The sequence below is a fragment of the Streptomyces sp. CA-278952 genome (assembly GCF_028747205.1).
Taxonomy (GTDB): domain Bacteria; phylum Actinomycetota; class Actinomycetes; order Streptomycetales; family Streptomycetaceae; genus Streptomyces.
Genome location: NZ_CP112880.1, coordinates 4470958 through 4491722 on the forward strand (window position 1 = coordinate 4470958; position 20765 = coordinate 4491722).

Annotated in this window: 21 protein-coding genes; 11 read left to right on the top strand and 10 right to left on the bottom strand. The window is 71.5% G+C overall.

The window, feature by feature from the left end; all coding sequences use genetic code 11:
* Window positions 1-90 precede the first annotated feature (90 nt).
* From tilS to folE, 4 genes are all read left to right on the top strand, one after another.
* Entirely contained in the window at window positions 91-1215 is a 1125-nt protein-coding gene (tilS, locus tag N7925_RS20065) for a tRNA lysidine(34) synthetase TilS (protein WP_274344680.1), read from the top strand.
* Window positions 1216-1313: 98 nt separating this feature from the next.
* Window positions 1314-1853 (top strand): hypoxanthine phosphoribosyltransferase, encoded by a 540-nt coding sequence (hpt, locus tag N7925_RS20070; protein WP_032752963.1) that lies wholly within the window; start codon window positions 1314-1316, stop codon window positions 1851-1853.
* A 182-nt stretch (window positions 1854-2035) separates the two neighbouring features.
* Entirely contained in the window at window positions 2036-4096 is a 2061-nt protein-coding gene (ftsH, locus tag N7925_RS20075; RefSeq protein WP_274344681.1) for an ATP-dependent zinc metalloprotease FtsH, read from the top strand.
* 161 nt (window positions 4097-4257) lie between these two features.
* On the top strand, window positions 4258-4863 hold the full coding sequence (folE, locus tag N7925_RS20080) for a GTP cyclohydrolase I FolE (RefSeq protein ID WP_265600911.1): 606 nt from the start codon (window positions 4258-4260) through the stop codon (window positions 4861-4863).
* Between the two features lie 37 nt (window positions 4864-4900).
* Here the strand turns inward: folE and N7925_RS20085 are convergent, their stop codons facing one another.
* The 6 genes from N7925_RS20085 to N7925_RS20110 all read right to left on the bottom strand — a co-directional run bounded on the left by N7925_RS20085 (window position 4901) and on the right by N7925_RS20110 (window position 10012).
* Window positions 4901-5389, bottom strand: coding sequence for a DUF3180 domain-containing protein (locus tag N7925_RS20085; protein WP_274344682.1), 489 nt, complete (start codon window positions 5387-5389; stop codon window positions 4901-4903).
* A gap of 275 nt (window positions 5390-5664) precedes the next feature.
* Complete coding sequence (folK, locus tag N7925_RS20090) at window positions 5665-6276, bottom strand: 2-amino-4-hydroxy-6-hydroxymethyldihydropteridine diphosphokinase (protein ID WP_265600913.1); 612 nt, start codon at window positions 6274-6276, stop codon at window positions 5665-5667.
* On the bottom strand, window positions 6273-6632 hold the full coding sequence (gene folB / locus N7925_RS20095; RefSeq protein WP_018959729.1) for a dihydroneopterin aldolase: 360 nt from the start codon (window positions 6630-6632) through the stop codon (window positions 6273-6275). The genes folK and folB overlap by 4 nt, the downstream gene beginning before the upstream one ends.
* 190 nt (window positions 6633-6822) lie before the next feature.
* Entirely contained in the window at window positions 6823-7296 is a 474-nt protein-coding gene (locus N7925_RS20100; RefSeq protein WP_265600914.1) for a nuclear transport factor 2 family protein, read from the bottom strand.
* Complete coding sequence (folP, locus tag N7925_RS20105) at window positions 7293-8153, bottom strand: dihydropteroate synthase (RefSeq protein WP_443032214.1); 861 nt, start codon at window positions 8151-8153, stop codon at window positions 7293-7295. Before folP ends, N7925_RS20100 begins: the two co-directional genes overlap by 4 nt.
* Window positions 8154-8182: 29 nt before the next feature.
* Entirely contained in the window at window positions 8183-10012 is a 1830-nt protein-coding gene (locus N7925_RS20110; RefSeq protein WP_274344683.1) for a phosphatidylglycerol lysyltransferase domain-containing protein, read from the bottom strand.
* 160 nt (window positions 10013-10172) lie between these two features.
* On the opposite strand from N7925_RS20110, the gene N7925_RS20115 reads away from it, so the two are divergent.
* The gene (locus tag N7925_RS20115) at window positions 10173-11294 is read left to right on the top strand and encodes an alpha/beta hydrolase (RefSeq protein WP_265600916.1); all 1122 of its coding nucleotides are present in this window, start codon (window positions 10173-10175) and stop codon (window positions 11292-11294) included.
* 11 nt (window positions 11295-11305) lie between these two features.
* On the opposite strand, the gene N7925_RS20120 is transcribed toward N7925_RS20115, so the two are convergent.
* Window positions 11306-12520, bottom strand: coding sequence for an ABC transporter ATP-binding protein (locus N7925_RS20120; protein ID WP_274344684.1), 1215 nt, complete (start codon window positions 12518-12520; stop codon window positions 11306-11308).
* A 214-nt stretch (window positions 12521-12734) separates the two neighbouring features.
* On the opposite strand from N7925_RS20120, the gene N7925_RS20125 reads away from it, so the two are divergent.
* The 4 genes from N7925_RS20125 (at window position 12735) to N7925_RS20140 (ending at window position 16433) form a co-directional block, all read left to right on the top strand.
* Window positions 12735-13550, top strand: coding sequence for an ABC transporter permease (locus N7925_RS20125; RefSeq protein ID WP_274344685.1), 816 nt, complete (start codon window positions 12735-12737; stop codon window positions 13548-13550).
* A gap of 3 nt (window positions 13551-13553) precedes the next feature.
* Window positions 13554-14228: an ABC transporter permease gene (locus tag N7925_RS20130; RefSeq protein ID WP_265600919.1), complete on the top strand. Its 675-nt coding sequence runs from the start codon at window positions 13554-13556 to the stop codon at window positions 14226-14228.
* A 64-nt stretch (window positions 14229-14292) separates the two neighbouring features.
* On the top strand, window positions 14293-15264 hold the full coding sequence (locus N7925_RS20135; RefSeq protein WP_265600920.1) for an ABC transporter substrate-binding protein: 972 nt from the start codon (window positions 14293-14295) through the stop codon (window positions 15262-15264).
* Between the two features lie 101 nt (window positions 15265-15365).
* Complete coding sequence (locus tag N7925_RS20140; RefSeq protein WP_265600921.1) at window positions 15366-16433, top strand: hypothetical protein; 1068 nt, start codon at window positions 15366-15368, stop codon at window positions 16431-16433.
* Window positions 16434-16463: 30 nt separating this feature from the next.
* Here the strand turns inward: N7925_RS20140 and N7925_RS20145 are convergent, their stop codons facing one another.
* A complete protein-coding gene (locus N7925_RS20145; RefSeq protein ID WP_265600922.1) occupies window positions 16464-17606 on the bottom strand; it encodes an NADH-quinone oxidoreductase subunit D in 1143 nt (380 codons plus the stop codon).
* A gap of 37 nt (window positions 17607-17643) precedes the next feature.
* On the bottom strand, window positions 17644-18666 hold the full coding sequence (locus N7925_RS20150) for an SAM-dependent methyltransferase (RefSeq protein ID WP_274344686.1): 1023 nt from the start codon (window positions 18664-18666) through the stop codon (window positions 17644-17646).
* Window positions 18667-18762: 96 nt separating this feature from the next.
* On the opposite strand from N7925_RS20150, the gene N7925_RS20155 reads away from it, so the two are divergent.
* Window positions 18763-19965: a sensor histidine kinase gene (locus N7925_RS20155; RefSeq protein WP_274344687.1), complete on the top strand. Its 1203-nt coding sequence runs from the start codon at window positions 18763-18765 to the stop codon at window positions 19963-19965.
* On the opposite strand, the gene N7925_RS20160 is transcribed toward N7925_RS20155, so the two are convergent.
* On the bottom strand, window positions 19949-20098 hold the full coding sequence (locus N7925_RS20160; protein WP_274344688.1) for a hypothetical protein: 150 nt from the start codon (window positions 20096-20098) through the stop codon (window positions 19949-19951). The genes N7925_RS20155 and N7925_RS20160 overlap by 17 nt on opposite strands.
* On the opposite strand from N7925_RS20160, the gene N7925_RS20165 reads away from it, so the two are divergent.
* Complete coding sequence (locus N7925_RS20165) at window positions 20085-20765, top strand: response regulator transcription factor (protein ID WP_274344689.1); 681 nt, start codon at window positions 20085-20087, stop codon at window positions 20763-20765. The genes N7925_RS20160 and N7925_RS20165 overlap by 14 nt on opposite strands.

A 20765-nucleotide genomic window follows, 5' to 3' on the forward strand; every position in this document is an offset into this window, starting at 1 on the left:
GCCTCTGTCACCATCGACGCACTCTGAGTGACGGGACTCACGCGTTCCGGCGCTCGACGCTCCTCCCGAACTCCATGAAGGGCACCGGACATGGGTCCCCATCCTGCGGTCGCGGCGATACGCCTGGCGGTCCGCCGCGTACTCCACGACGTACTCACCGAATTCCACCGGCACGCCGACCACGACCGGCCCGCCGACGCGACGAGGCGCCCCGCGCACGCCGTCCGCTCCCGCTACGCCGAAGCCGGCGCCGCGGGCAGGACCGCTCTCCCCGGCCGGCCCGCGCTCCCCGACCGGCCCGACACCCCGCTCGTCCTCGTCGCCTGCTCCGGCGGCGCCGACTCCATGGCGCTCGCCTCCGCCCTCGCGTTCGAGGCCCGCAAGCTCGCGGTCCGGGCCGGCGGCATCACCGTCGACCACAACCTCCAGTCCGGGTCCGGCCTCCGCGCCGCCGAGGTCGTCACCCGGCTCACCGCCATGGACCTCGACCCCGTCGAGGCCGTCGCCGTGCACGTCGGACGCGAGGGCGGCCCCGAGGCCGCCGCCCGCGACGCCCGCTACGCCGCGCTGGACGCCGCCGCCGAACGCCACGGCGCCGCCGCCGTCCTGCTCGGCCACACCCGCGACGACCAGGCCGAGACGGTCCTCCTGGGCCTCGCCCGCGGCTCCGGCATCCGCTCGCTCTCCGGCATGGCGGCCGCCTCCGGGCCGGCCGACCGCTACCGCCGCCCCTTCCTCCAGCTCGACCGGCAGGCCGTCCGCAAGGCCTGCCTGGTCCAGTCGCTGCCCGTCTGGGACGACCCGCACAACATCGACCCCGCCTACACCCGCTCCCGGCTCCGCCACGAAGGCCTGCCCGCGCTGGAGAAGGCGCTCGGCAAAGGCGTCGTCGAAGCCCTCGCCCGCACCGCCCAGCTCTCCCGCGACGACGCCGACGCCCTGGACACCTGGGCCGCCGAGGCCGAGCTGTCCGTACGCGACGAGACCGGCCGCCTGGAGTGCGCCAAGCTCTACGTCCTGCCGCCCGCGGTACGCCGCCGGGTGCTGCGCCGCGCACTGATCGAGGCCGGGGCGCCCGCCGGCTCCCTCTTCGCCCGGCACCTCGAAGAAGTCGACCGCCTGATCACCGGCTGGCGCGGCCAGCGGGCCATCAACCTGCCCGGCCGCGTCGAGGCGATGCGGCAGGGTGGCAGACTGGTCATTCGGCAGAGCTGACGCGCAAGCGGCTGAAGTGCAGGCGAACAGCCGGCCCGGCCCGGGGCGCTTTCCCGGGCCGGCAGGCAGAGAAAGAGACGTGGGTGAACGAGAAGGACATGGGTACCGACCTTCAGTCGGTGCTCCTCACCAAGGAAGAGATCGACGCGAAGCTCGTCGAGCTGGCCGCGGAGATCGACGCGGAGTACGCGGGCAAGGACCTGCTCATCGTCGGCGTCCTCAAGGGCGCGGTGATGGTCATGGCGGACCTCGCGCGTGCGCTGTCCACCCCCGTCACGATGGACTGGATGGCCGTCTCCTCGTACGGGGCCGGCACCCAGTCCTCCGGCGTCGTCCGGATCCTCAAGGACCTCGACACCGACATCAAGGGCAAGCACGTCCTGATCGTCGAGGACATCATCGACTCCGGTCTGACGCTGTCCTGGCTGCTGTCCAACCTGGGCTCCCGGGAACCGGCCTCGCTGGAGGTCTGCACCCTGCTGCGCAAGCCGGATGCCGCAAAGGTCGCGATCGATGTGAAGTGGATCGGTTTCGACATCCCCAACGAGTTCGTCGTCGGCTACGGGCTGGACTACGCGGAGAAGTACCGCAACCTGCCCTTCGTCGGCACGCTCGCCCCGCACGTCTACGGCGGCTGACCCCGGCCGACCCGCTGGGGAACCCTCGCCGCCCTCGGGCCGTTGAAGCTGCGAAAGCAGGTTTCTCCGTCGTACCCGGCAGTCGCGGGTGACGATGCTGGGGTACCGTCCGAAGAACAGTCTTTTCAAACAGCAGCATTTACCTACGGGCAGGAGGGACGGGGCATCTTCGCTCCGTATGGATGGACGTGAAGCGATACTTCCGTGGGCCCGTCATGTGGATCGTGCTGGCCGTCCTCGCCGTGGTCGTGTTGATGCAGGTCGTCGGCTCGTCCGGCGGCCACAAGACGGTGGACACCGGCAAGGTGGTCCAGGCGATCAGCAAGAACCAGGTGGAGCAGGCCAAGCTGACCACCGGTGACGAACAAATCCTCAAGATCGAGCTGAAGAAGGGCCAGAAGCTCGAAGGCGAGTCCGGCAGCAAGTTCCAGGCGAGCTACATCGGCAACCAGGGCGTCGAGCTCGCCGACACGCTGCAGCAGAAGTTCGAGGACGGTGACATCGAGAAGGGTTACACCGTCTCGCCGTCGAAGCAGTCCCCGTTCGTCTCGATTCTCCTCTCGCTGCTGCCCTTCGTCCTCATCGTGGTCGTCTTCCTGTTTCTGATGAATCAGATGCAGGGCGGCGGATCCAAGGTCATGCAGTTCGGCAAGTCCAAGGCCAAGCTGATCACCAAGGACACCCCCAAGACGACCTTCTCCGATGTGGCGGGATCCGACGAGGCGGTCGAGGAACTCCACGAGATCAAGGAGTTCCTCCAGGAGCCGGCCAAGTTCCAGGCCGTCGGCGCCAAGATCCCCAAGGGCGTCCTGCTCTACGGGCCGCCCGGTACGGGCAAGACGCTGCTCGCACGCGCCGTCGCCGGCGAAGCGGGCGTGCCGTTCTACTCGATCTCCGGGTCCGACTTCGTCGAGATGTTCGTCGGTGTCGGCGCCTCCCGGGTGCGCGACCTCTTCGAGCAGGCCAAGGCGAACGCCCCGGCGATCGTCTTCGTCGACGAGATCGACGCCGTCGGCCGCCACCGCGGCGCCGGCATGGGCGGCGGTCACGACGAGCGCGAGCAGACGCTCAACCAGCTGCTCGTCGAGATGGACGGGTTCGACGTGAAGGGCGGCGTCATCCTGATCGCCGCCACGAACCGCCCGGACATCCTCGACCCGGCGCTGCTGCGCCCCGGACGCTTCGACCGGCAGATCGCGGTCGACCGCCCGGACATGCAGGGCCGCCTGGAGATCCTCAAGGTGCACCAGAAGGGCAAGCCCGTGGCGGAGGGCGTCGACCTCGGCGCCGTCGCCCGACGCACGCCCGGCTTCACCGGCGCCGACCTGGCGAACGTACTCAATGAGGCCGCGCTCCTGACGGCGCGCGGCAACAAGAAGCTCATCGACAACGAGAGCCTCGACGAGGCCATCGACCGCGTCGTGGCGGGCCCGCAGAAGCGGACCCGGATCATGTCCGAGAAGGAAAAGAAGATCACCGCGTACCACGAGGGCGGACACGCCCTGGTCGCGGCGGCCTCCCCCCAGTCGGACCCGGTCCACAAGATCACGATCCTCTCCCGCGGTCGCGCCCTCGGTTACACGATGGTGCTCCCGGAGGAGGACAAGTACTCCACGACCCGCAACGAGATGCTCGACCAGCTGGCGTACATGCTGGGCGGACGTGCGGCCGAGGAGCTGGTCTTCCACGACCCGACCACCGGTGCCGCGAACGACATCGAGAAGGCCACGGCGACGGCCCGCGCGATGGTCACGCAGTACGGCATGACGGAGCGCCTCGGCGCGATCAAGTTCGGCGGCGACAACTCGGAGCCCTTCCTGGGCCGCGAGATGGGCCACCAGCGCGACTACTCGGAAGAGGTCGCGGCACTGGTCGACGAGGAGGTCAAGAAGCTCATCGAGACCGCCCACAACGACGCGTGGGAGATCCTCGTCGAGAACCGCGACATCCTCGACGCCCTGGTGCTCGAACTGCTGGAGAAGGAGACGCTGGGCAAGGACCAGATCGCGGAGATCTTCGCCCCGCTCGTCCGGCGCCCCGCCCGACCGGCATGGACCGGATCCGCCCGACGCACCCCGTCGACGCGGCCCCCGGTGCTCTCTCCCAAGGAGCTGGCCCTCACCAACGGCGCATCGGTCGCCAACGGTTCGGCCACCCCGCCGGAGATCGCCCCGACGGACCTGACGAAGGACATCGCCCCGTCCACCGAGGCGGTCCCCGAGGAGCGTCCCGAGAGCCAGTGACAGACCGACTCCGGTGAGACCCCCGTCACGGGGTTCGACCCGGTACCGGAATGGATGCCGCGCCCCCCAGGTTTTAGCCTGTGGGGGCGCGGCTTTTCCGTATGCCTGCGAGGTCTGAGCGCGAACCCGCGCACGGGACAGCACAGAGGAACGAGGCACAGATGACCGACCCGGTGACGCTGGACGGCCAGGGTTCGATCGGCGAATTCGACGAGAAGCGGGCCGAGGCGGCCGTACGCGAACTGCTGATCGCCGTCGGCGAGGACCCGGACCGCGAGGGCCTGCGGGAGACGCCGGGGCGGGTGGCGCGCGCGTACAAGGAGATATTCGCGGGTCTGTACCAGGAGCCCGAGGACGTCCTGACGACCACGTTCGACCTGGGTCACGACGAGATGGTGCTGGTCAAGGACATCGAGGTGTTCTCGACCTGCGAGCATCACCTGGTGCCGTTCAGGGGCGTCGCGCACGTCGGCTACATCCCCGCCTCCACCGGCAAGATCACCGGACTGTCGAAGCTGGCGCGGCTGGTCGACGTCTACGCCCGTCGCCCGCAGGTCCAGGAGCGGCTGACGACGCAGATCGCCGAGTCCCTCATGTCGATCCTGGAGCCCCGCGGAGTCGTCGTCGTCGTCGAGTGCGAGCACATGTGCATGTCCATGCGCGGTATCCGCAAGCCCGGGGCGAAGACCCTCACCTCCGCGGTCCGCGGCCAGCTCCGGGACCCCGCCACCCGCGCCGAGGCGATGAGCCTCATCATGGCGCGCTGACGCCTCTCGAACACGCGATACGGGCGTGGCGACCGCCCTACGCGGGTGCCGCGCCCGTGCCGTCGTGGTCGTTGCCGTCCTCCGGGAGGCGGCAGACGCGTTCCAGGAAGAGCGCGGCCGCGATGACCGCGATGCCGGCCACCACCGCCGCGCCCGCGTAGATGGCCTGGTCGCGGCGGGGCGGGATGTCGAGGTAGCCCAGGAGGAAGACGCCGGTGCCGCCGTACATTCCGGCGACGAGGGCGGTGACCAGGGCGCTCGCCTGGCCGAAGACGACCGCGCGGGCCGCGAACAGCGGCTCGACGCCCTTGGCCCCGGGGCGGCGTTCGCGCTGGGCGCGCAGGCGGGTGCGGGTGGAGAGGGCGGTCGCGAGGAGGATCACCGCGATCACGGCGAGCACGATCGACGCGGCCAGCGGGACGCTCGGCAGGGTGCCGAGGGAGTCCCAGAGACGGGCTCCGCCCCAGGAGAGGACACCGGCGGCGGCGAAGAGGCCCGCCAGTACCCCGAGCCGTAGTTGCTTCACCGAGTGAGCCGCCTTTCGCGCCGCCTGTGCCCGGTCCGGCCGTGCGCCGGACCACCGTCCGTCGAGCTTAGGGTCTGTCGTTTGGATCATGCCGGGCTCGCGGGCCCCGGCACGCGCTCCCCCAAGCTCTCGGCTTCGCTCGAGCAGGGAGGGACCCCCTCCCGTGTTGTCGTCAGTCGCCAATGCTCCGCAGTGACTCCCTCCTCCGCCTTGCAGCTGCACGCACCGGACCCCGCTCCCTGATCCGGCCTGATCCATACGACAGACCCTAACGATTACTCCGGCAGGCGCAGTTCCAGGTCGGCGCGGGGCAGGACGCTGTCGCGGCCGACCTCGGCGAGGAGCTGGGCCACCGGGCCGGCGCCGGGCAGCTGGGCCTCGGGGTCGATGTCGTGCCAGGGGGCGAGGACGAAGGCCCGCTCGTGGGCGCGCGGGTGGGGGAGCGTGAGCACCGGGTCGTCGGAGAGGACGTCCGCGTACGCCACGATGTCGACGTCGATGGTGCGCGGACCCCAGCGCTCCTCGCGGACCCGGTCGAAGGCCTCCTCGACGGCGTGGCCGCGCTCCAGCAGGGAGGCGGGGGGCAGCGTCGTCTTCACGAGGATGACCGCGTTGAAGTACGAGGGCTGGGAGTCCGCCTCGACGCCCCAGGGCTCCGTCTCGTACACCGGGGAGACGGCCTTGACCCGGAGGCCCGGGGTGTCCTCCAGGGCGTCGACGGCCCCCTGGAGGGTCTCCAGCCGGTTGCCCAGGTTGGAGCCGAGGGAGATCACGGCCATCTTGGGGTTGGAGAGCGTGACGTCGGCGGCGTCCACCTGCCGGACGACGGCGGTCGGAACCGGCTGTACGGTCGGGTCGCTCTGCCCTTCGGTGGAAAATGCAGTCATGCTCGGCTCCGGATGATGGTGATGGTCACGTCGTCGAAGGGGACGGTGATCGGTGCGTCCGGCTTGTGCACCACGACCTCGACCTCCTGGACGCCTTCGTGCTTCAGGCACTGCTGGGCGATGCGCTCGGCGAGCGTCTCGATCAGATCGACCGGTTCGCCGGTCACCACGTCGACGACCTCCTCGGCCACCACGCCGTAGTGCACGGTGCGGGCCAGGTCGTCGGTGGCTGCCGCGGGGCGGGTGTCGAGGCCGAGCACCAGGTCGACGATGAAGGTCTGGCCCTCTTCCCGTTCCCGGGGGAAGACACCGTGGTGCCCACGGGCCTTGAGGCCGCGCAGCGCGACACGATCCACGCGAATCACTCCTGCTGTCGTTGGTCGAGAGGCACCCGGCCGCGTGCGGGCGGCGAGATGCCTTCGTTCGAATCTACCTGCGAGCACCGACAGTGCTCGCCCGTGGGGGCCGTGGACAGCGCCTCACCGGGCTGGTAGCCGCCCATACCCGGTGGTCATCGGTTCCAACCCCTACGGGTCCCGTACCCACTCAGGAGGGTGTTTCCTCGTCGTCGTCCTCATCGGATTCGGTCAGGACGGGCGATCCGTGGTGGGACCAGAGTTTCCAGCCGTCGGCGGTGCGCCGGAACACGTTCGTGGCGACGACCAGCTGGCCCACGAGCGGGCCCAGCGCGTTGCCCTCCTCGGCGGGGCCGCCGCTGAGGATGTTCTCGGTGCAGGTGACCAGGGCGGTGTCCTCGGTCATTGCGATGTTGACGTCGGTGAGGAAGAACTGGATGTACTCGGTGTTCGCCATGATCAGGGCGTAGCTGCGCAGTACGTCGCCGCGGCCCGTGAGCACCGGCCAGCCGGGGTGGATGCAGGAGACGGTGAGGTCCTCGCCCGGCAGCCACCGGCCGGAGAGCTCGTCGTAGTCGCCGCGTTCCAGCGCCTCGTAGAAGGCGGTGTTGGCGGCCTCGACCTCCGCGATGTCGGCGGCGGCCCGTGCGTGTTCCTCGTTCACGCGGCGCCCTCGACCGCGCGGGCGACGCGGACGGCGTCGGCGGTGGCCCGTACCTCGTGGACGCGGACCGCCCAGGCTCCGGCCGACGCGGACAGCGCGGAGACGGCCGCGGTCGCCGCGTCGCGTTCGCGGGCGGGCGGCGGGGCCGAGCCGGGCCCGGCCAGGACGTGTCCGAGGAAACGTTTGCGGGAGGCGGCCACCAGCAGCGGGCGGCCCAGCGTGTGCAGGCCGGCCAGGTGCGCGACGAGCGACAGGTCGTGGGCGGCGTCCTTCGCGAAGCCGAGGCCGGGGTCGATCACGATGCGCTCGGGGTCGACGCCGCCCGCGACCACCGCGTCCATCCGCTGCCGCAGCTCGTCGAGGACCTCGGCGACCACGTCCTCGTACACCGCGCGGCTGTTCATCGACTCGCTGAAGCCGCGCCAGTGCATCACGACGAACGGGACCCCGGCGGCGGCGACGGCCGGGATCATGTCCGGGTCGGCGAGGCCGCCGCTGACGTCGTTGACCAGGGCGGCCCCGGCGGCGACGGCCTGCTCGGCGACGCGGGCGCGCATGGTGTCCACGGATACGGTGACGCCCTCGGAGGCCAGCCCCCGCACTACGGGCACGACCCGGCGCAGCTCCTCGGCCTCGTCCACCCGGCTGGCGCCGGGACGGGTCGACTCACCGCCCACGTCCACCAGGTCCGCGCCCTCGGCCACCAGGTGCAGACCGTGCTTGACCGCGGCCGTGGTGTCGAACCAGCGGCCGCCGTCGGAGAAGGAGTCGGGCGTCACGTTGACGACGCCCATGACCGCGCAGCGGTCCCACTCCGGCAGTCCTCGGACCGTGCCCCGCGTGCGTGTCGTACTCATACCACCAGCCTAGGCCCCGTACGACGTCGCTACGCCGCGCTCACCTCGTGCTGCTCCGGGTGCGTGCGCCGGGTGTGGCCGCACGGGCGCGGGCGGCGGGGGCGGAACGGGCGGGGCAGCGAGAGGTTCACGAAGCCTTCGGCCCGCATGGCCGCGATCCCGATGCGGGGCAGGTCGCGGCTGGTGCGGAAGACCACGAAGCGGGGCTCCCAGCGGGGCTTGAACTTGGCGTTGAACTTGTACAACGACTCGATCTGGAACCAGCGGGAGAGGAAGATCAGCAGCGCCCGCCAGCAGCGCAGCACCGGCCCCGCGCCGAGCCGCTCGCCGCGGGCCAGCGCGGAGCGGAACATCGCGAAGTTCAGCGAGACCCGGGCGACGCCGAGCCTCTCGGCGGCCTGGAGGGAGGCGACGATCAGGAGCTCGTTCATGCCGGGGTCGGCCGAGCGGTCGCGGCGCATCAGCTCCAGGGACATGCCGTCCGGTCCCCACGGCACGAAGTGGAGGACGGCCTTCAGGTCGCCGCCCGGGGAGTGGGCACCCGAGCCGGTCAGGTGGGCGGTGGCGATGACGCAGTCGCCGTCGGCCGGGTCGCCGATCCGGCCCAGCGCCATGGAGAAGCCGCGTTCGGTGTCGGTGCCGCGCCAGTCGGCGGCTGCGCGGCGGATCCGGTCCAGCTCGGTGTCGCCGATGTCACGTACCCGCCGGACCCGGGTCTCGTAGCCGTTCCGTTCGATGCGTTTGACCATCTGGCGCACGTTCCGCATGGCCCGTCCGGCGAGGGAGAAATCCGCCACGTCCACCACCGCCTCGTCGCCCAGTTCCAGGGCGGTGAGTCCGGTCTCGCGGGTCCAGACCTGGCCGCCGGTCTCGCTGCAGCCCATCACGGCGGGGGTCCAGGAGTGCGCCTGCGCCTCGTCCATGAAGCGTTCGATCGCGCCCGGCCAGGCCTCCACATCGCCGATGGGGTCGCCGCCGGCCAGCATCACCCCGGAGACGACCCGGTAGCAGACGGCGGCCTTGCCGCTGGGGGAGAAGACGACGCCCTTGTCGCGGCGGAGCGCGAAGTGGCCGAGCGAGTCCCGGCCGCCGTGCCGCTCGAGGAGGGCCCGCAGCCGGCTCTCGTCGTCCTCGGTGAGGCGGGCGGCCGGGTGTTCGGGGCGGAAGGCGAGGTAGATGGTGGTGACGGCGGTGAGCAGGCCGAGCGCGCCCAGCGAGTAGGCCACGGTCCAGCTGGTGCGCCCGGCGTAGTCGACGGGCCCCTCGACGCCGAACAGGCCGTACAGCACGTGCTGGAGACGGTCGGCGATGGACGGGTCGCCGACGACCCGGCCGGGGTGGACGCTGACGATGATCAGCCCGAGCCCCAGCGACCCGGCGCCGAGCAGTACGAAGTTGGCGAGCGCACGCCAGCGGCTCCGGGGGTCGGGCAGCGCCCGGAACTGGTCCCGGTGGCGCACCAGCAGCCAGCAGAGCGCCAGTGACACGAGCACCCCGACGATCGAGTGGCGGTACGCGAACTGGGCCGCGGCCCCCGCGGGCAGCAGGATCACCGCCGCGCGCCAGGCCCGCCGCTTGTGCCGCTTCAGCCCGTGGGCGAGCAGGAGCAGGAGCATGCCCGCGCTGAGCGAGAGTGCGGCGGCGAACGGGCCGAGCGCCCCGGGGAGCACCTCGGCGAGGGTGTGCATCCGGCTGTGCCGGAAGCGGGGGAAGACCCCGGCGGCGACGTCGATCAGCCCGACGACGGTGCAGGCGCTGCCGACGAGCGCCGGTACGGATTCGGGGCGGGGCCCGCGGAGCAGCCGGCGTACGCGCTGCGGAACCGAGACCGACTTATCCCCATCTAGCGTGACAGACATCGCTTCCCGTGGCTTCGCGAGAGATTCGTTGAGTCCGCCGACTGGAGCCCCACGGACGATGTGCGCCCTCTAGGACGTGGGTTGTGGAGCGCGGGTTCACCCACATTCCGAAAATTTCCCGTATCCGGCCCGCGTAAGGAATCACGGAGAAAGCACGCTCATGGGTCTCACCAGCTCCGCAGTTCTGGCGGTCGTGGCGGCGGTCGCCGTCGCGCTGTTCGCCGCCACGGTCGGCCTCTGGCCGCGGCTGGCCCGGCCCGGGGCCGCCGCGGTGTCGGGCCGGGTCGGGCTGTTGCTGGCGACCCAGTTGACACTGTTCGCGGCGGTGGGTCTTGCCGCCAACAACGCCTTTCTCTTCTACGGTTCCTGGGCCGACCTCTTCGGCCGGCAGCAGGAACTCGGTGTGGTCACCGACCACGCGGGGAACGGGGCCGGTTCGCGGCAGATGACACGGATCGGCACCCAGCACCCGGACGTACCGGGCGGCCGGGTGCCCTCCGTCGGCGGGCGGATCGACCAGGTGGTCGTCTCCGGGCGGACCTCGGGCATCGAGTCCCCGGCGTACGTCTATCTGCCGCCGGAGTACTTCCGGGCGGCGTACGCCGGGCGGACGTTCCCGGCGGCCGTGGTCCTCACCGGCTACCCGGGCACGGCGGAGAACCTGCTGAAGGGGCTGCGCTACCCGCAGACGGCGCATGACCGGGTGAAGGCGGGGAAGGCCCGGCCGATGATCCTGGTGATGCTGCGGCCGACGGTCGCGCCGCCCCGGGACACCGAGTGCGTGGACGTCCCCGGGGGCCCGCGGACCGAGACGTTCTTCGCGCGGGACCTCCCGGAGGCGATCTCGGGGACCTACCGGGTGGGGGAGAAGGCCCGCAACTGGGGCATCATCGGCAACTCGACCGGCGGCTACTGCGCGCTGAAGATCGGGCTGCACCACCCGGAGCGGTACGCGGCGAGCGCCGGGCTCTCCGCGTACTACAAGGCGGCCGAGGACCCGACGACGGGCGACCTGTTCCACGGGAACGAGGCGCTGCGCGACCGCGCCGACCTGATGTGGACCCTGGAGAACCGGCCGCCGTCCGGCGGTTCCTTCCTGGTGACGACCTCCCGGGAGGGCGAGGACAACCTCGGGAGCACGATGGAGTTCATCGAGAAGGTGAGGGCGCCCGCGAAGGTGTCCTCCATCGTGCTCGACAGCGGCGGGCACAACTTCACGACCTGGCGGCGGGAGATCCCGCCGGCCCTGGAGTGGCTGAGCGCCCGGCTCAGCGCCGACTGATGCGGGCGCCCTCAGGGGGCGGGGATCGTCGCGACCGTCTCCACGGCGACCTCGGAGCGCGGTACGTCCTGGGCGTCCGCGTCGATGGAGCGGCGCAGGGCCTCGTGGAGCCGGGCGGGGGTCAGCACGCCGAGGAAGCGCCCCTCGCTCTCCTTGTCGATGACGGCGATCCAGCCCGCGTCGTGCTGGAGCATGGTGGCGAAGGCCTGCTTGAGGGGTGCCCCGAGTGGGAGCCAGGCCTCCATCCGGCGGGCGTGTTCGCGGACGGTGCCCTTGGCGGTGGCCGGTGCGCCGCCGGTCGTCGTGCCGGCCGTGGCGTCGGCGGTCGCGTCGGCGGGGATCCAGCCGTGGAGGTTGTTCCGGCCGTCCAGGACGACCGCCCAGCGCGCGCCCTGGGACCTGAGCCGTTCGGTGGCCGTGGCCAGCGGGTCGTCGAGGTGGACGACCGGCGGCTGGTCGAGGTCGCTCTCCTCGATGGGCGTCACCGAGAGCCGCTTGAGCCCGCGGTCCGCGCCGACGAAGTCGGCCACGTACGGGGTCGCGGGGGCTCCGAGCACGGTGGCGGGGGAGTCGAACTGCTCGATGCGGCCCTGGCCGTAGACGGCGATCCGGTCGCCCAGGCGGACGGCCTCCTCGATGTCGTGCGTGACGAACAGCACGGTCTTGCGCACCTGGGCCTGGAGTTTCAGGAATTCGTTCTGGAGCCGTTCGCGGACCACCGGATCGACTGCCCCGAAAGGCTCGTCCATCAGGAGGACGGGCGGATCGGCGGCCAATGCGCGGGCCACGCCCACGCGTTGGCGCTGGCCGCCGGAGAGCTGTTCCGGATAGCGGTCGCCATAAACGGAGGGGTCGAGTCCGACGAGGTCGAGGAGTTCGGCGGCGCGTTCGCGCCCCTTTCCGCGCTTCCAGCCCAGCAGATGGGGAACGGTCGCGGTGTTCTCCAGCACCGTCTTGTGCGGGAAGAGTCCCACCTGCTGGATCACATAGCCGATTCGGCGGCGCAGTTGGACGGGATCGATGGTGGATATGTCGTCCCCGTCGAGGAATATCCCGCCCTCGGTCGGTTCGATCAGCCGGTTCACCATCTTCATGGTGGTCGTCTTGCCGCAACCGGAAGGTCCGACGAGCGTGACCAGTTCACCCTCGGCGACCTCGAAGGAAAGGTCGTCGACGGCGGTGGTGCCGTCTGCGTAACGCTTGGTGACGTGCTCGAAACGGATCATGGTTCCCCATTGTGGAGGGCGTTCTGTGAAGGGCGTGTTGCCGGAATGCGACAGCCTCCGCGATTGTCAGTGGTCGAGGATAGGCTCGCCAGTCATCAGTTCGATCCGGGGCGATCCGGGGGAGACCCGGCGTGATCCGGGAGGGAACCCGGCGTGATCCGGGCGAGAACCCGGGGTGATCCGGGCGACGAGCGAAAGCAGGAGGTGGGGGCGGATGGCCGAGCAGAACTGCCTGGTGACGAACGACTGGATCTGCGGGGAGTACCTGCGCTCCCGCAGCCAGGAGTTGACCGACGCGACCGTGCAGCACATCGGGATCACGGTGGTCTCGGTGCTGATCGGGCTCGCGGTCGCCTTTCCGCTGGCGCTGCTCGCCCGCCGGGGCCGGCGCTTCGCCGGGCCGGTGCTCGGCCTGACGACCGTGCTCTACACCGTGCCCTCGCTGGCGATGTTCTCGCTGCTGCTGCCCCTGTTCGGGCTGTCGGCCGCGCTCGTCGTCACGGGCCTGGTGCTCTATTCGCTGACCATCCTCGTACGCAACATCCTGGCCGGGCTCGAAGCGGTGCCCGAGGAGGCCCGGGACGCCGCCCGCGGCATGGGATACGGGCCGTGGCGGCTGCTGTGGGAGGTGGAGCTCCCGCTGGCGCTGCCCGCGGTGATGGCAGGGCTGCGGATAGCCACCGTGTCGACGGTCGCGCTGACCACGGTCGGCTCGCTCGTCGGCAAGGGCGGCCTCGGCAATCTCATCGAGGACGCGCTGCCCAGCTTCTTCAAGGCCCAGGTGCTCGCCGCCTCGGTCCTGTGTGTGCTGCTCGCGGTGGCGGCGGACCTGCTGCTGCTCGGCCTCCAGCGGCTGCTGACGCCCTGGACCCGGATATCCGGGGTGCCCCGGATATCCGGGGCGGCCGGGGCGGACAAGGCCAGGCGCACTGGCCTGGACGGGCGGGACGGACCAGGCGGACCAGGCGGACCAGACGGACCGGGCGGACCGGCGGGCCTGCCCGTCCCGGCGAAGGTGGAGGCGGGCTGACCCGTGGGAGTCATCGGCGATGCCTGGACCTGGCTGACGACCGGGGCCAACTGGTCGGGCGACGGAGGGGCCGCGCACCGGCTCGGCGAGCATCTGTACGTGAGCGGGGTCGCCCTCGCGGTGGCCTGCGCGATAGCCCTGCCGCTCGCCCTGTATCTGGGCCACATCGGCAGGGGCGGTGGGCTCGCGGTGAACATCTCCAACGTGGGGCGGGCCGTCCCGGTCTTCGCGGTGCTCGCCCTGTTCATGGTCACGCCCCTGCGCAACTCGGGCTACTGGCCCACGATCATCGCGCTGGTGCTGTTCGCGGTGCCGCCGCTGCTGACCAACGCCTATGTCGGGATGCGGGAGGTGGACCGGGCCGTGGTGGAGGCCGCGCGCGGCATGGGGATGTCGGGCGGGCAGCTCTTCGTCCGGGTCGAGCTGCCGCTCGCCTACCCGATGATCATGACCGGGCTGCGGTCCGCCGCCGTCCAGGTCGTGGCCACCGCGTCGATCGCCGCGATGGTCGGCCTCGGCGGTCTCGGCCGGATCATCACCGCCGGGTTCAACACCTACGACACGGCCCAGGTCTTCGCGGGAGCGATCCTGGTCGCCGGACTCGCCCTGCTGGTGGAAGGGGTGCTCGTGGGCCTGGACCGGCTGCTGTCACCGCTGCGCCGCCGCCGGCCCGCGTGACGGGCCCGACAGCCCTCCCCAACTTCCCTTTTGTCACTTTTTTCAGTTCGGACGGAGAGCAGACATGAGCAGAACCTCGCGGATAGCCGGAGCGGTCATCGGCATGGTGGCGCTGGCAGGGTCGCTGGCGGCCTGCGGCGGCGACAGCCTGGAGAAGGAGAAGGCCTCCTCCGGCTCCTCGGGCGGCGACAGCGAGAAGGGCTCCCTCGTCGTCGGCTCGGCCTCCTTCACCGAGTCCAAGGTGCTCGCCGAGCTGTACGCGCAGATCCTCGGCGACGCCGGGTACGACACCTCGATCACCACGGTGAAGAACCGCGAGCTGTACGAGCCCTCGCTGGAGAAGGGTGAGATCGACGTCGTCCCCGAATACGCCGCGACGATCACCGAATTCCTCAACGCCAAGGTGAACGGGGCGGAGAAGGCCCAGAACACCCCCCTCGCCTCCCCGGACGCCGACGCCACGGTCGCCGCGCTGGAGAAGCTCGCGGGCCCGCTGGGCCTCAAGGTGCTCCCGGCGGGGAAGGCCGTCGACCAGAACGCTTTCGCGGTCTCGGAGGAATTCGCCGAGAAGAACAAGCTCACCACCCTTTCCGATCTTGGAAAGTCGAAGCTCAAGGTGAAGATCGCGGCGGGCGACGAGTGCGAGGTGCGGCCCTTCTGCGCACCCGGTCTGAAGAAGACGTACGGCATCGACGTCACCGGTATCGACCCCAAGGGCGTCGGCACCCCGCAGTCCAAGCAGGCCGTCCGCGACGGCAAGGTCGAGCTGGTCCTGACGACCACCACGGACGCGGTGCTGGACGGGCTGGTCTTCCTGGAGGACGACAAGAAGCTGCAGAACGCCGACAACGTCCTGCCAGTCCTCAACGCCAAGGACGCGGGCGCCCCGGAGATCGCCGACGCGCTCGGAAAGCTCACCGACGCGCTCACCACGGAGGATCTCGCGGAGCTGAACCGCAAGGTCGACGCCGAGCGCGCGAAGCCGGCCGATGTGGCCAAGGAGTATCTGGAGTCGAAGGGTCTGATCAAGAAGTAGGGCTCGGGCTACGGGTCATTTCGGGGGCCGCGAGGTAACCGGCGGGGAACAGATTGCCGAGCGGCCCCCAAGTGGCGCGTACACACGGTAAATTTCAGGCCATGCCACGTGGACGCCACCGCCATTCGCCACCCCTTCACAGAATCCTGCCCCCCTCCGTGGTCGCGGGAGTGTCGGTCGTCGGTGCCGCCGGCGCCTGGCTCCTGGCCGAACCCCTGGTCCTGCGCGGCCTGGTGGCCGCCGTGGCGGCCGCCGCCGTCACCGGCGCGTACCTGATGCGCAGCTGGGACCGGGCGGCGGGGCTGCGGGTCGCCGAGCTGACCCGGGCCCGCGCCAGTGACGAATGGCGGGCCGAGGAGCGGATAGCCGAGCTGGAGCAGGATCTGGAGGAGTCGCGCGAGCTGCGCGGCCGTCTGGAGACCAAGCTCCGCCGCAAGCGCGTCGAGCTCGCGGGGCTGCGCGGGGAGCACGCCGGACTGCTGCGCCGCTACGCCAACGCCGAGACCGAGCGGGCCAGCGCGCTGGAGGGCCGCAGGCAGCTCGCCATCGAGGCCGCCGCCCCCAAGGAGCTGCCGCCCGCGCGGTCCACGCCGACCCCCGAGTCGTACCGGCGCGCGGACGAGGCCCTGATGAACCTCACACGCAACGCGGCGCTCCAGGAGACCCGTCGGACGGTGGAGGCGGCCCGGCAGCGGCAGCCGGCCGCCGACGACCGGCACCAGGACACGGAGGAGGAGGGCCCGCAGGGGAAGCACGCGGCGGCCCCCGGGGCGGGCGAGCACCGGGACCACCAGCACCGCCGCCCCTCCAGCCCCCCGCCCGCCCCGGCGCTCCCGAGCATGAAGGCCCCGGCCCCCATCGCGCCGGTGCCCGTGCCGCGCGCGATCCCGGCCTCGGCCGTCGTCCCGTACGCCGCGCGCCGCAACCTGGCGCCCCAGGGCAACTTCGACTTCTTCGGCGCCCAGCACGCCCAGAGCGCCGAGAAGGTGAACGCCGCGATCGAGTCCGTGCAGTACGAGGACCTCGCGGACGTCGTCGGCGAGGAGGCGCTCGCCGCCCACCGCACGGGAGCCGTCGACAACCGGGCCGTCGGCAAGGTCATCGACCTCACCGCGCACGACGAGACCGAGCAGATCGAGGTGGCGGAGTTGCGCGGCGCGGCCTCCTGAGGGACGGCCCCGGCCGCCCCTCCCCGCCCGCTACTTGTCGATGTCGCCGACGACGAAGAACAGCGAGCCCAGGATCGCCACCATGTCGGCGACCAGAGTGCCCGGCAGCAGCTCGGTGAGCGCCTGGATGTTGTTGAACGAGGCGGAGCGCAGCTTCAGCCGGTAGGGCGTCTTCTCGCCCTTGGAGACCAGGTAGTAGCCGTTGACGCCGAGCGGATTCTCCGTCCAGGCGTAGGTGTGGCCCTCGGGCGCCTTGAGCACCTTGGGCAGCCGCTGGTTGATCGGCCCCGGCGCCAGGTGGGCCATCCGGTCCAGGCAGGCGTCCGCCAGGTCCAGGGAGCCCAGGGTCTGCTCCAGCAGGCACTCGAAGCGGGCCAGGCAGTCGCCCTCGGTCCGGGTGACGACCCTCAGGGTGTCCTGGAGCTCCCCGTACGCGAGATAGGGCTCGTCGCGCCGCAGGTCGAAGTCGACGCCCGAGGCGCGGGCGATCGGCCCCGACACCCCGTACGCGTGCACCGCCGCGGCGGACAGCACGCCCACGTCGCGCGTACGGCCCCGGAAGATCTCGTTGCCGAGGACGAGGTCCTCGTACACGTCCATGCGGGAGCGGACGGAGGCGACGGCGTCGCGGACGCGGCCGGCCCAGCCCGCCGGGACGTCCTCCTTGAGTCCGCCGACCCGGTTGAACATGTAGTGCATCCGCCCGCCGGAGACCTCCTCCATCACCGCCTGGAGCTCCTCGCGCTCCCGGAAGGCGTGGAAGACCGGGGTGATGCCGCCGAGTTCGAGGGGGTAGGAGCCGAGGAACATCAGGTGGTTGAGGACCCGGTTCAGCTCGGCGAGCAGCGTCCGCGTCCACACGGCGCGCTCGGGGACCTCCATGCCGAGCATCCGCTCGACGGCCATCACCACGCCCAGCTCGTTCGAGAACGCGGAGAGCCAGTCGTGGCGGTTGGCGAGCATGATGATCTGCCGGTAGTCGCGCGCCTCGAAGAGCTTCTCCGCGCCTCGGTGCATATAGCCGATGACCGGCTCCGCGTGCTGTACGCGCTCGCCGTCCAGCACGATCCGCAGCCGGAGGACCCCGTGCGTCGAGGGGTGCTGGGGGCCGATGTTCAGCACCATGTCGGTGCTCTCCGCCGCTCCGCCGATGCCGATCGTCGTCTCCGTCATGCGGGACAGTATTCCCTGACGCCGACCCGCCACGGGGTCACCCGCGATCAGGCAGCACCGGCCGCACCGGCCGCACCGGCCCCACCCGGTGCAGCAGCCATGCGAAGTCGCCGAGGCCGCCGCGGGCCGTCAGCTCCGCCGCCTCGCCCGCGGCCGCCAGCGCGGTGACGTAACCCGCCGGATCGGTCGTTGCCAGGCCGATCGGCGGCCGGTCGCCGCCGACGCCCAGCCGGCGCAGCGCCGTCCGCTGGTCGGTCAGCTCCGCGCCCGCGTGCCCGGCCGCCGCCGCGCAGGCGTCCAGCGCCACGTGCGAGGTCAGGTCGCAGGAGCCGTCCGGCACCGGGCGCACCTCGCGCCCGCCCCGGAAGCCGGTCAGCGTCCCGAAGGGCGGCCGGGCGCCCCGCACATGCGCGTAGTCCACCGCCACCGCGAGACCGGCGGCGAGGGAGCCGACCGCCCGCGCCCAGGCCGCGTCCCGGGTCCGGCCGATCTCCGCCCGCTCGCCCGGCGCGGTCAGCGGCCACCAGCGCTCCAGCCACGCCGCGTCCGCCCCGCTCACCGCATCGCCGAGGCGCTCCGCGCCGTCCGAGGTCCGCACCTGGACGTACCGGGGGACGCCGTCCGCGTCCGCCTCCGCCACCTCGGCCGGCACGTTGTCCAGCCACTCGTTGGCGAACAGCAGCCCGGTGACCCCCGCGGGCGGCTCCGCGCACCACTCGATCCGGGGGTCCAGGCCCGGCGGCCGGGCGGCGACCTCGACGGCGTACGCGGTGACGTCCGGCCGCTCGGGCAGCGCGGCCAGCGCCGCCAGGACTCCGGTCAGCAGCTCGCCGCGGCCCGCCCCGACGTCGACCAGCGCGACCGTGCCGGTGCCCAGCTCCCACGCCGTTCCGGTCAGCAGCCGGGCCACCGCCGCCGCGAAGAGGGGCGAGGCGTGGACCGACGTACGGAAATGGCCCGCCGGCCCCTCCGGGCTCCGCAGCGGGCTGCGATAGAAGCCCTCATCTCCGTACAGAGCGGCCTGAGCCGCCTCCCGCCACCCGCGCCACTCGTCCGTCACGTAGGCAAGTCTCCACCTTGGGGAGTACGGTCCCAGGACCCGGATCGACCCTCCGGTTGACCCGGGCACCGATCCGCTGTCCCTACGCTGGGTTACGTGCAGCGCCTCTACGATTTCATCCGCAGACACCCGACGGGCGTCGACGTCTTCTGGGCCGTCTTCCTCCTCGGGCTCTCCGGCATGTCGATGGTGTCGGGCATGTACGACGCTGGGCGCGAGGAGATCGTCGCCGTTCCGGTGGCGCTGGGGCTCTCCACGGTGGTGGCGCTGCGCCGCAGGGCCCCGGAGAGGATGCTGCTGCTCGCCATCCTGGTGGGCGTCCTGCAGTTGGTGTTCGACGTCCGGCCGGGCGTCGGGAACTTCGCGATGCTGGTGATCACGTACACCGTGGCCACGGTCGGCGAGCGCTGGGCTTCCCGGCTCGCCCTGGTGTGCAGCCTGAGCGCGGCGGCCCTGTCGCAGCTGCGGTGGGAGGCCGAGCCCGGGGGTTCCTGGGTCCAGGTGGTCTTCGTCACGGTCATCATGACCGTGCCGTTCGTGCTGGCCTGGGTGCTCGGGGACTCCCTGCGGACCCGGCGGGCCTACTTCGACCAGCTGGAGGAGCGTGCCGCCCGCCTGGAGCGGGAACGGGAGGCGCAGTCCAAGGTCGCGGTCGCCGCCGAGCGGGCCCGGATCGCCCGCGAGCTGCACGACGTCGTCGCGCACAACGTGTCCGTGATGGTCGTCCAGGCCGACGGCGCCGCCTACGTCATGGACGCCGCCCCCGACCAGGCCAAGCAGGCCCTGGAGACCATCTCCAGCACCGGCCGCCAGGCACTCGCGGAGATGCGGCGGCTGCTCGGGGTGCTGCGGACCGGTGACGCCCCGGAGAGCGGGGAGTACGTCCCCCAGCCCGATGTGGAGCAGATCGAGGACCTGGTCGCACAGGTGCGGCAGACCGGCCTGGTGGTCGACTTCAAGGTGGAGGGCACCCCCCGCCCGCTGCCCAGCGGCGTGGAGCTGACCGCGTACCGGGTCGTCCAGGAGGCCCTGACGAACACCCGCAAGCACGGCGGACCCGACGCCGGGGCCAGCGTCCGGCTGGTCTACTTCGACGACGGCCTCGGGCTGCTGATCGAGGACGACGGCCGGGGTGCGGCGCACGAACTGTACGAGGACGGCGGCGCGGACGGCGCCGGGCACGGGATGATCGGGATGCGGGAGCGGATCGGCATGGTCGGCGGCACTCTGGACGCGGGGCCCCGGCCCGGCGGCGGATTCCGGATCAGTGCCCTGCTGCCGCTCAAGCCCCCGGGCTGACCCGCCGCCCGGTCGACCTGCCTTTCACGACCACGGCGACTACGACGACCACGGCGACCTTCACGACCACGGCGACCATCACGACCACCACGACCGACCCAGGACAGGACACGATCCCCATGACCACGGCCATCCGCGTGATGCTCGTCGACGACCAGGTGCTGCTGCGGACCGGTTTCCGGATGGTGCTCGCGGCCCAGCCCGACATGGAGGTCGTGGCCGAGGCCGGGGACGGGGCGGAGGCGATCGAGATCCTGCGGTCCACCGCCGTCGACGTGGTGCTGATGGACGTCCGCATGCCCCGGCTGGACGGCGTCGAGGCGACCCGCCGCATCTGTGCGCAGCAGGACCCGCCGAAGGTGCTCATCCTGACCACCTTCGACCTCGACGAGTACGCCTTCTCCGGGCTGAAGGCGGGGGCCAGCGGCTTCATGCTCAAGGACGTGCCGCCCGCCGAGCTGCTCGCCGCGATCCGCTCGGTGCACAGCGGCGACGCGGTCGTCGCCCCGTCCACCACCCGCCGGCTGCTCGACCGCTTCTCGCCGATGCTGCCCAGTGGCGACAAGGAGCCGAAGAACAAGCACATCGGCAAGCTCACCGAGCGGGAACGGGAAGTCATGCTCCTGGTCGCCCAGGGCCTGTCGAACGGGGAGATCGCGGCCCGGCTCGTGCTCTCGGAGGCCACGGTCAAGACGCACGTCGGCCGGATCCTCACCAAGCTGAACCTCCGCGACCGGGTCCAGGTCGTCGTCCTCGCCTACGAGACCGGCCTGGTCCGGGCCGGCGGCGGCGCGGGCTGA

Coding starts and splice junctions, on each gene's coding strand:
- N7925_RS20145 (WP_265600922.1), bottom strand. CDS start 17,606: ATGACGGAGACGACGATCGGCATCGGCGGAGCGGCGGAGAGCACCGAC.
- N7925_RS20165 (WP_274344689.1), top strand. CDS start 20,085: ATGACCACGGCCATCCGCGTGATGCTCGTCGACGACCAGGTGCTGCTG.
- folP (WP_443032214.1), bottom strand. CDS start 8,153: ATGAGTACGACACGCACGCGGGGCACGGTCCGAGGACTGCCGGAGTGG.
- folK (WP_265600913.1), bottom strand. CDS start 6,276: ATGACTGCATTTTCCACCGAAGGGCAGAGCGACCCGACCGTACAGCCG.
- N7925_RS20160 (WP_274344688.1), bottom strand. CDS start 20,098: ATGGCCGTGGTCATGGGGATCGTGTCCTGTCCTGGGTCGGTCGTGGTG.
- N7925_RS20135 (WP_265600920.1), top strand. CDS start 14,293: ATGAGCAGAACCTCGCGGATAGCCGGAGCGGTCATCGGCATGGTGGCG.
- N7925_RS20110 (WP_274344683.1), bottom strand. CDS start 10,012: ATGTCTGTCACGCTAGATGGGGATAAGTCGGTCTCGGTTCCGCAGCGC.
- tilS (WP_274344680.1), top strand. CDS start 91: ATGGGTCCCCATCCTGCGGTCGCGGCGATACGCCTGGCGGTCCGCCGC.
- folE (WP_265600911.1), top strand. CDS start 4,258: ATGACCGACCCGGTGACGCTGGACGGCCAGGGTTCGATCGGCGAATTC.
- N7925_RS20115 (WP_265600916.1), top strand. CDS start 10,173: ATGGGTCTCACCAGCTCCGCAGTTCTGGCGGTCGTGGCGGCGGTCGCC.
- N7925_RS20140 (WP_265600921.1), top strand. CDS start 15,366: ATGCCACGTGGACGCCACCGCCATTCGCCACCCCTTCACAGAATCCTG.
- hpt (WP_032752963.1), top strand. CDS start 1,314: ATGGGTACCGACCTTCAGTCGGTGCTCCTCACCAAGGAAGAGATCGAC.
- ftsH (WP_274344681.1), top strand. CDS start 2,036: ATGGACGTGAAGCGATACTTCCGTGGGCCCGTCATGTGGATCGTGCTG.
- N7925_RS20120 (WP_274344684.1), bottom strand. CDS start 12,520: ATGATCCGTTTCGAGCACGTCACCAAGCGTTACGCAGACGGCACCACC.
- N7925_RS20125 (WP_274344685.1), top strand. CDS start 12,735: ATGGCCGAGCAGAACTGCCTGGTGACGAACGACTGGATCTGCGGGGAG.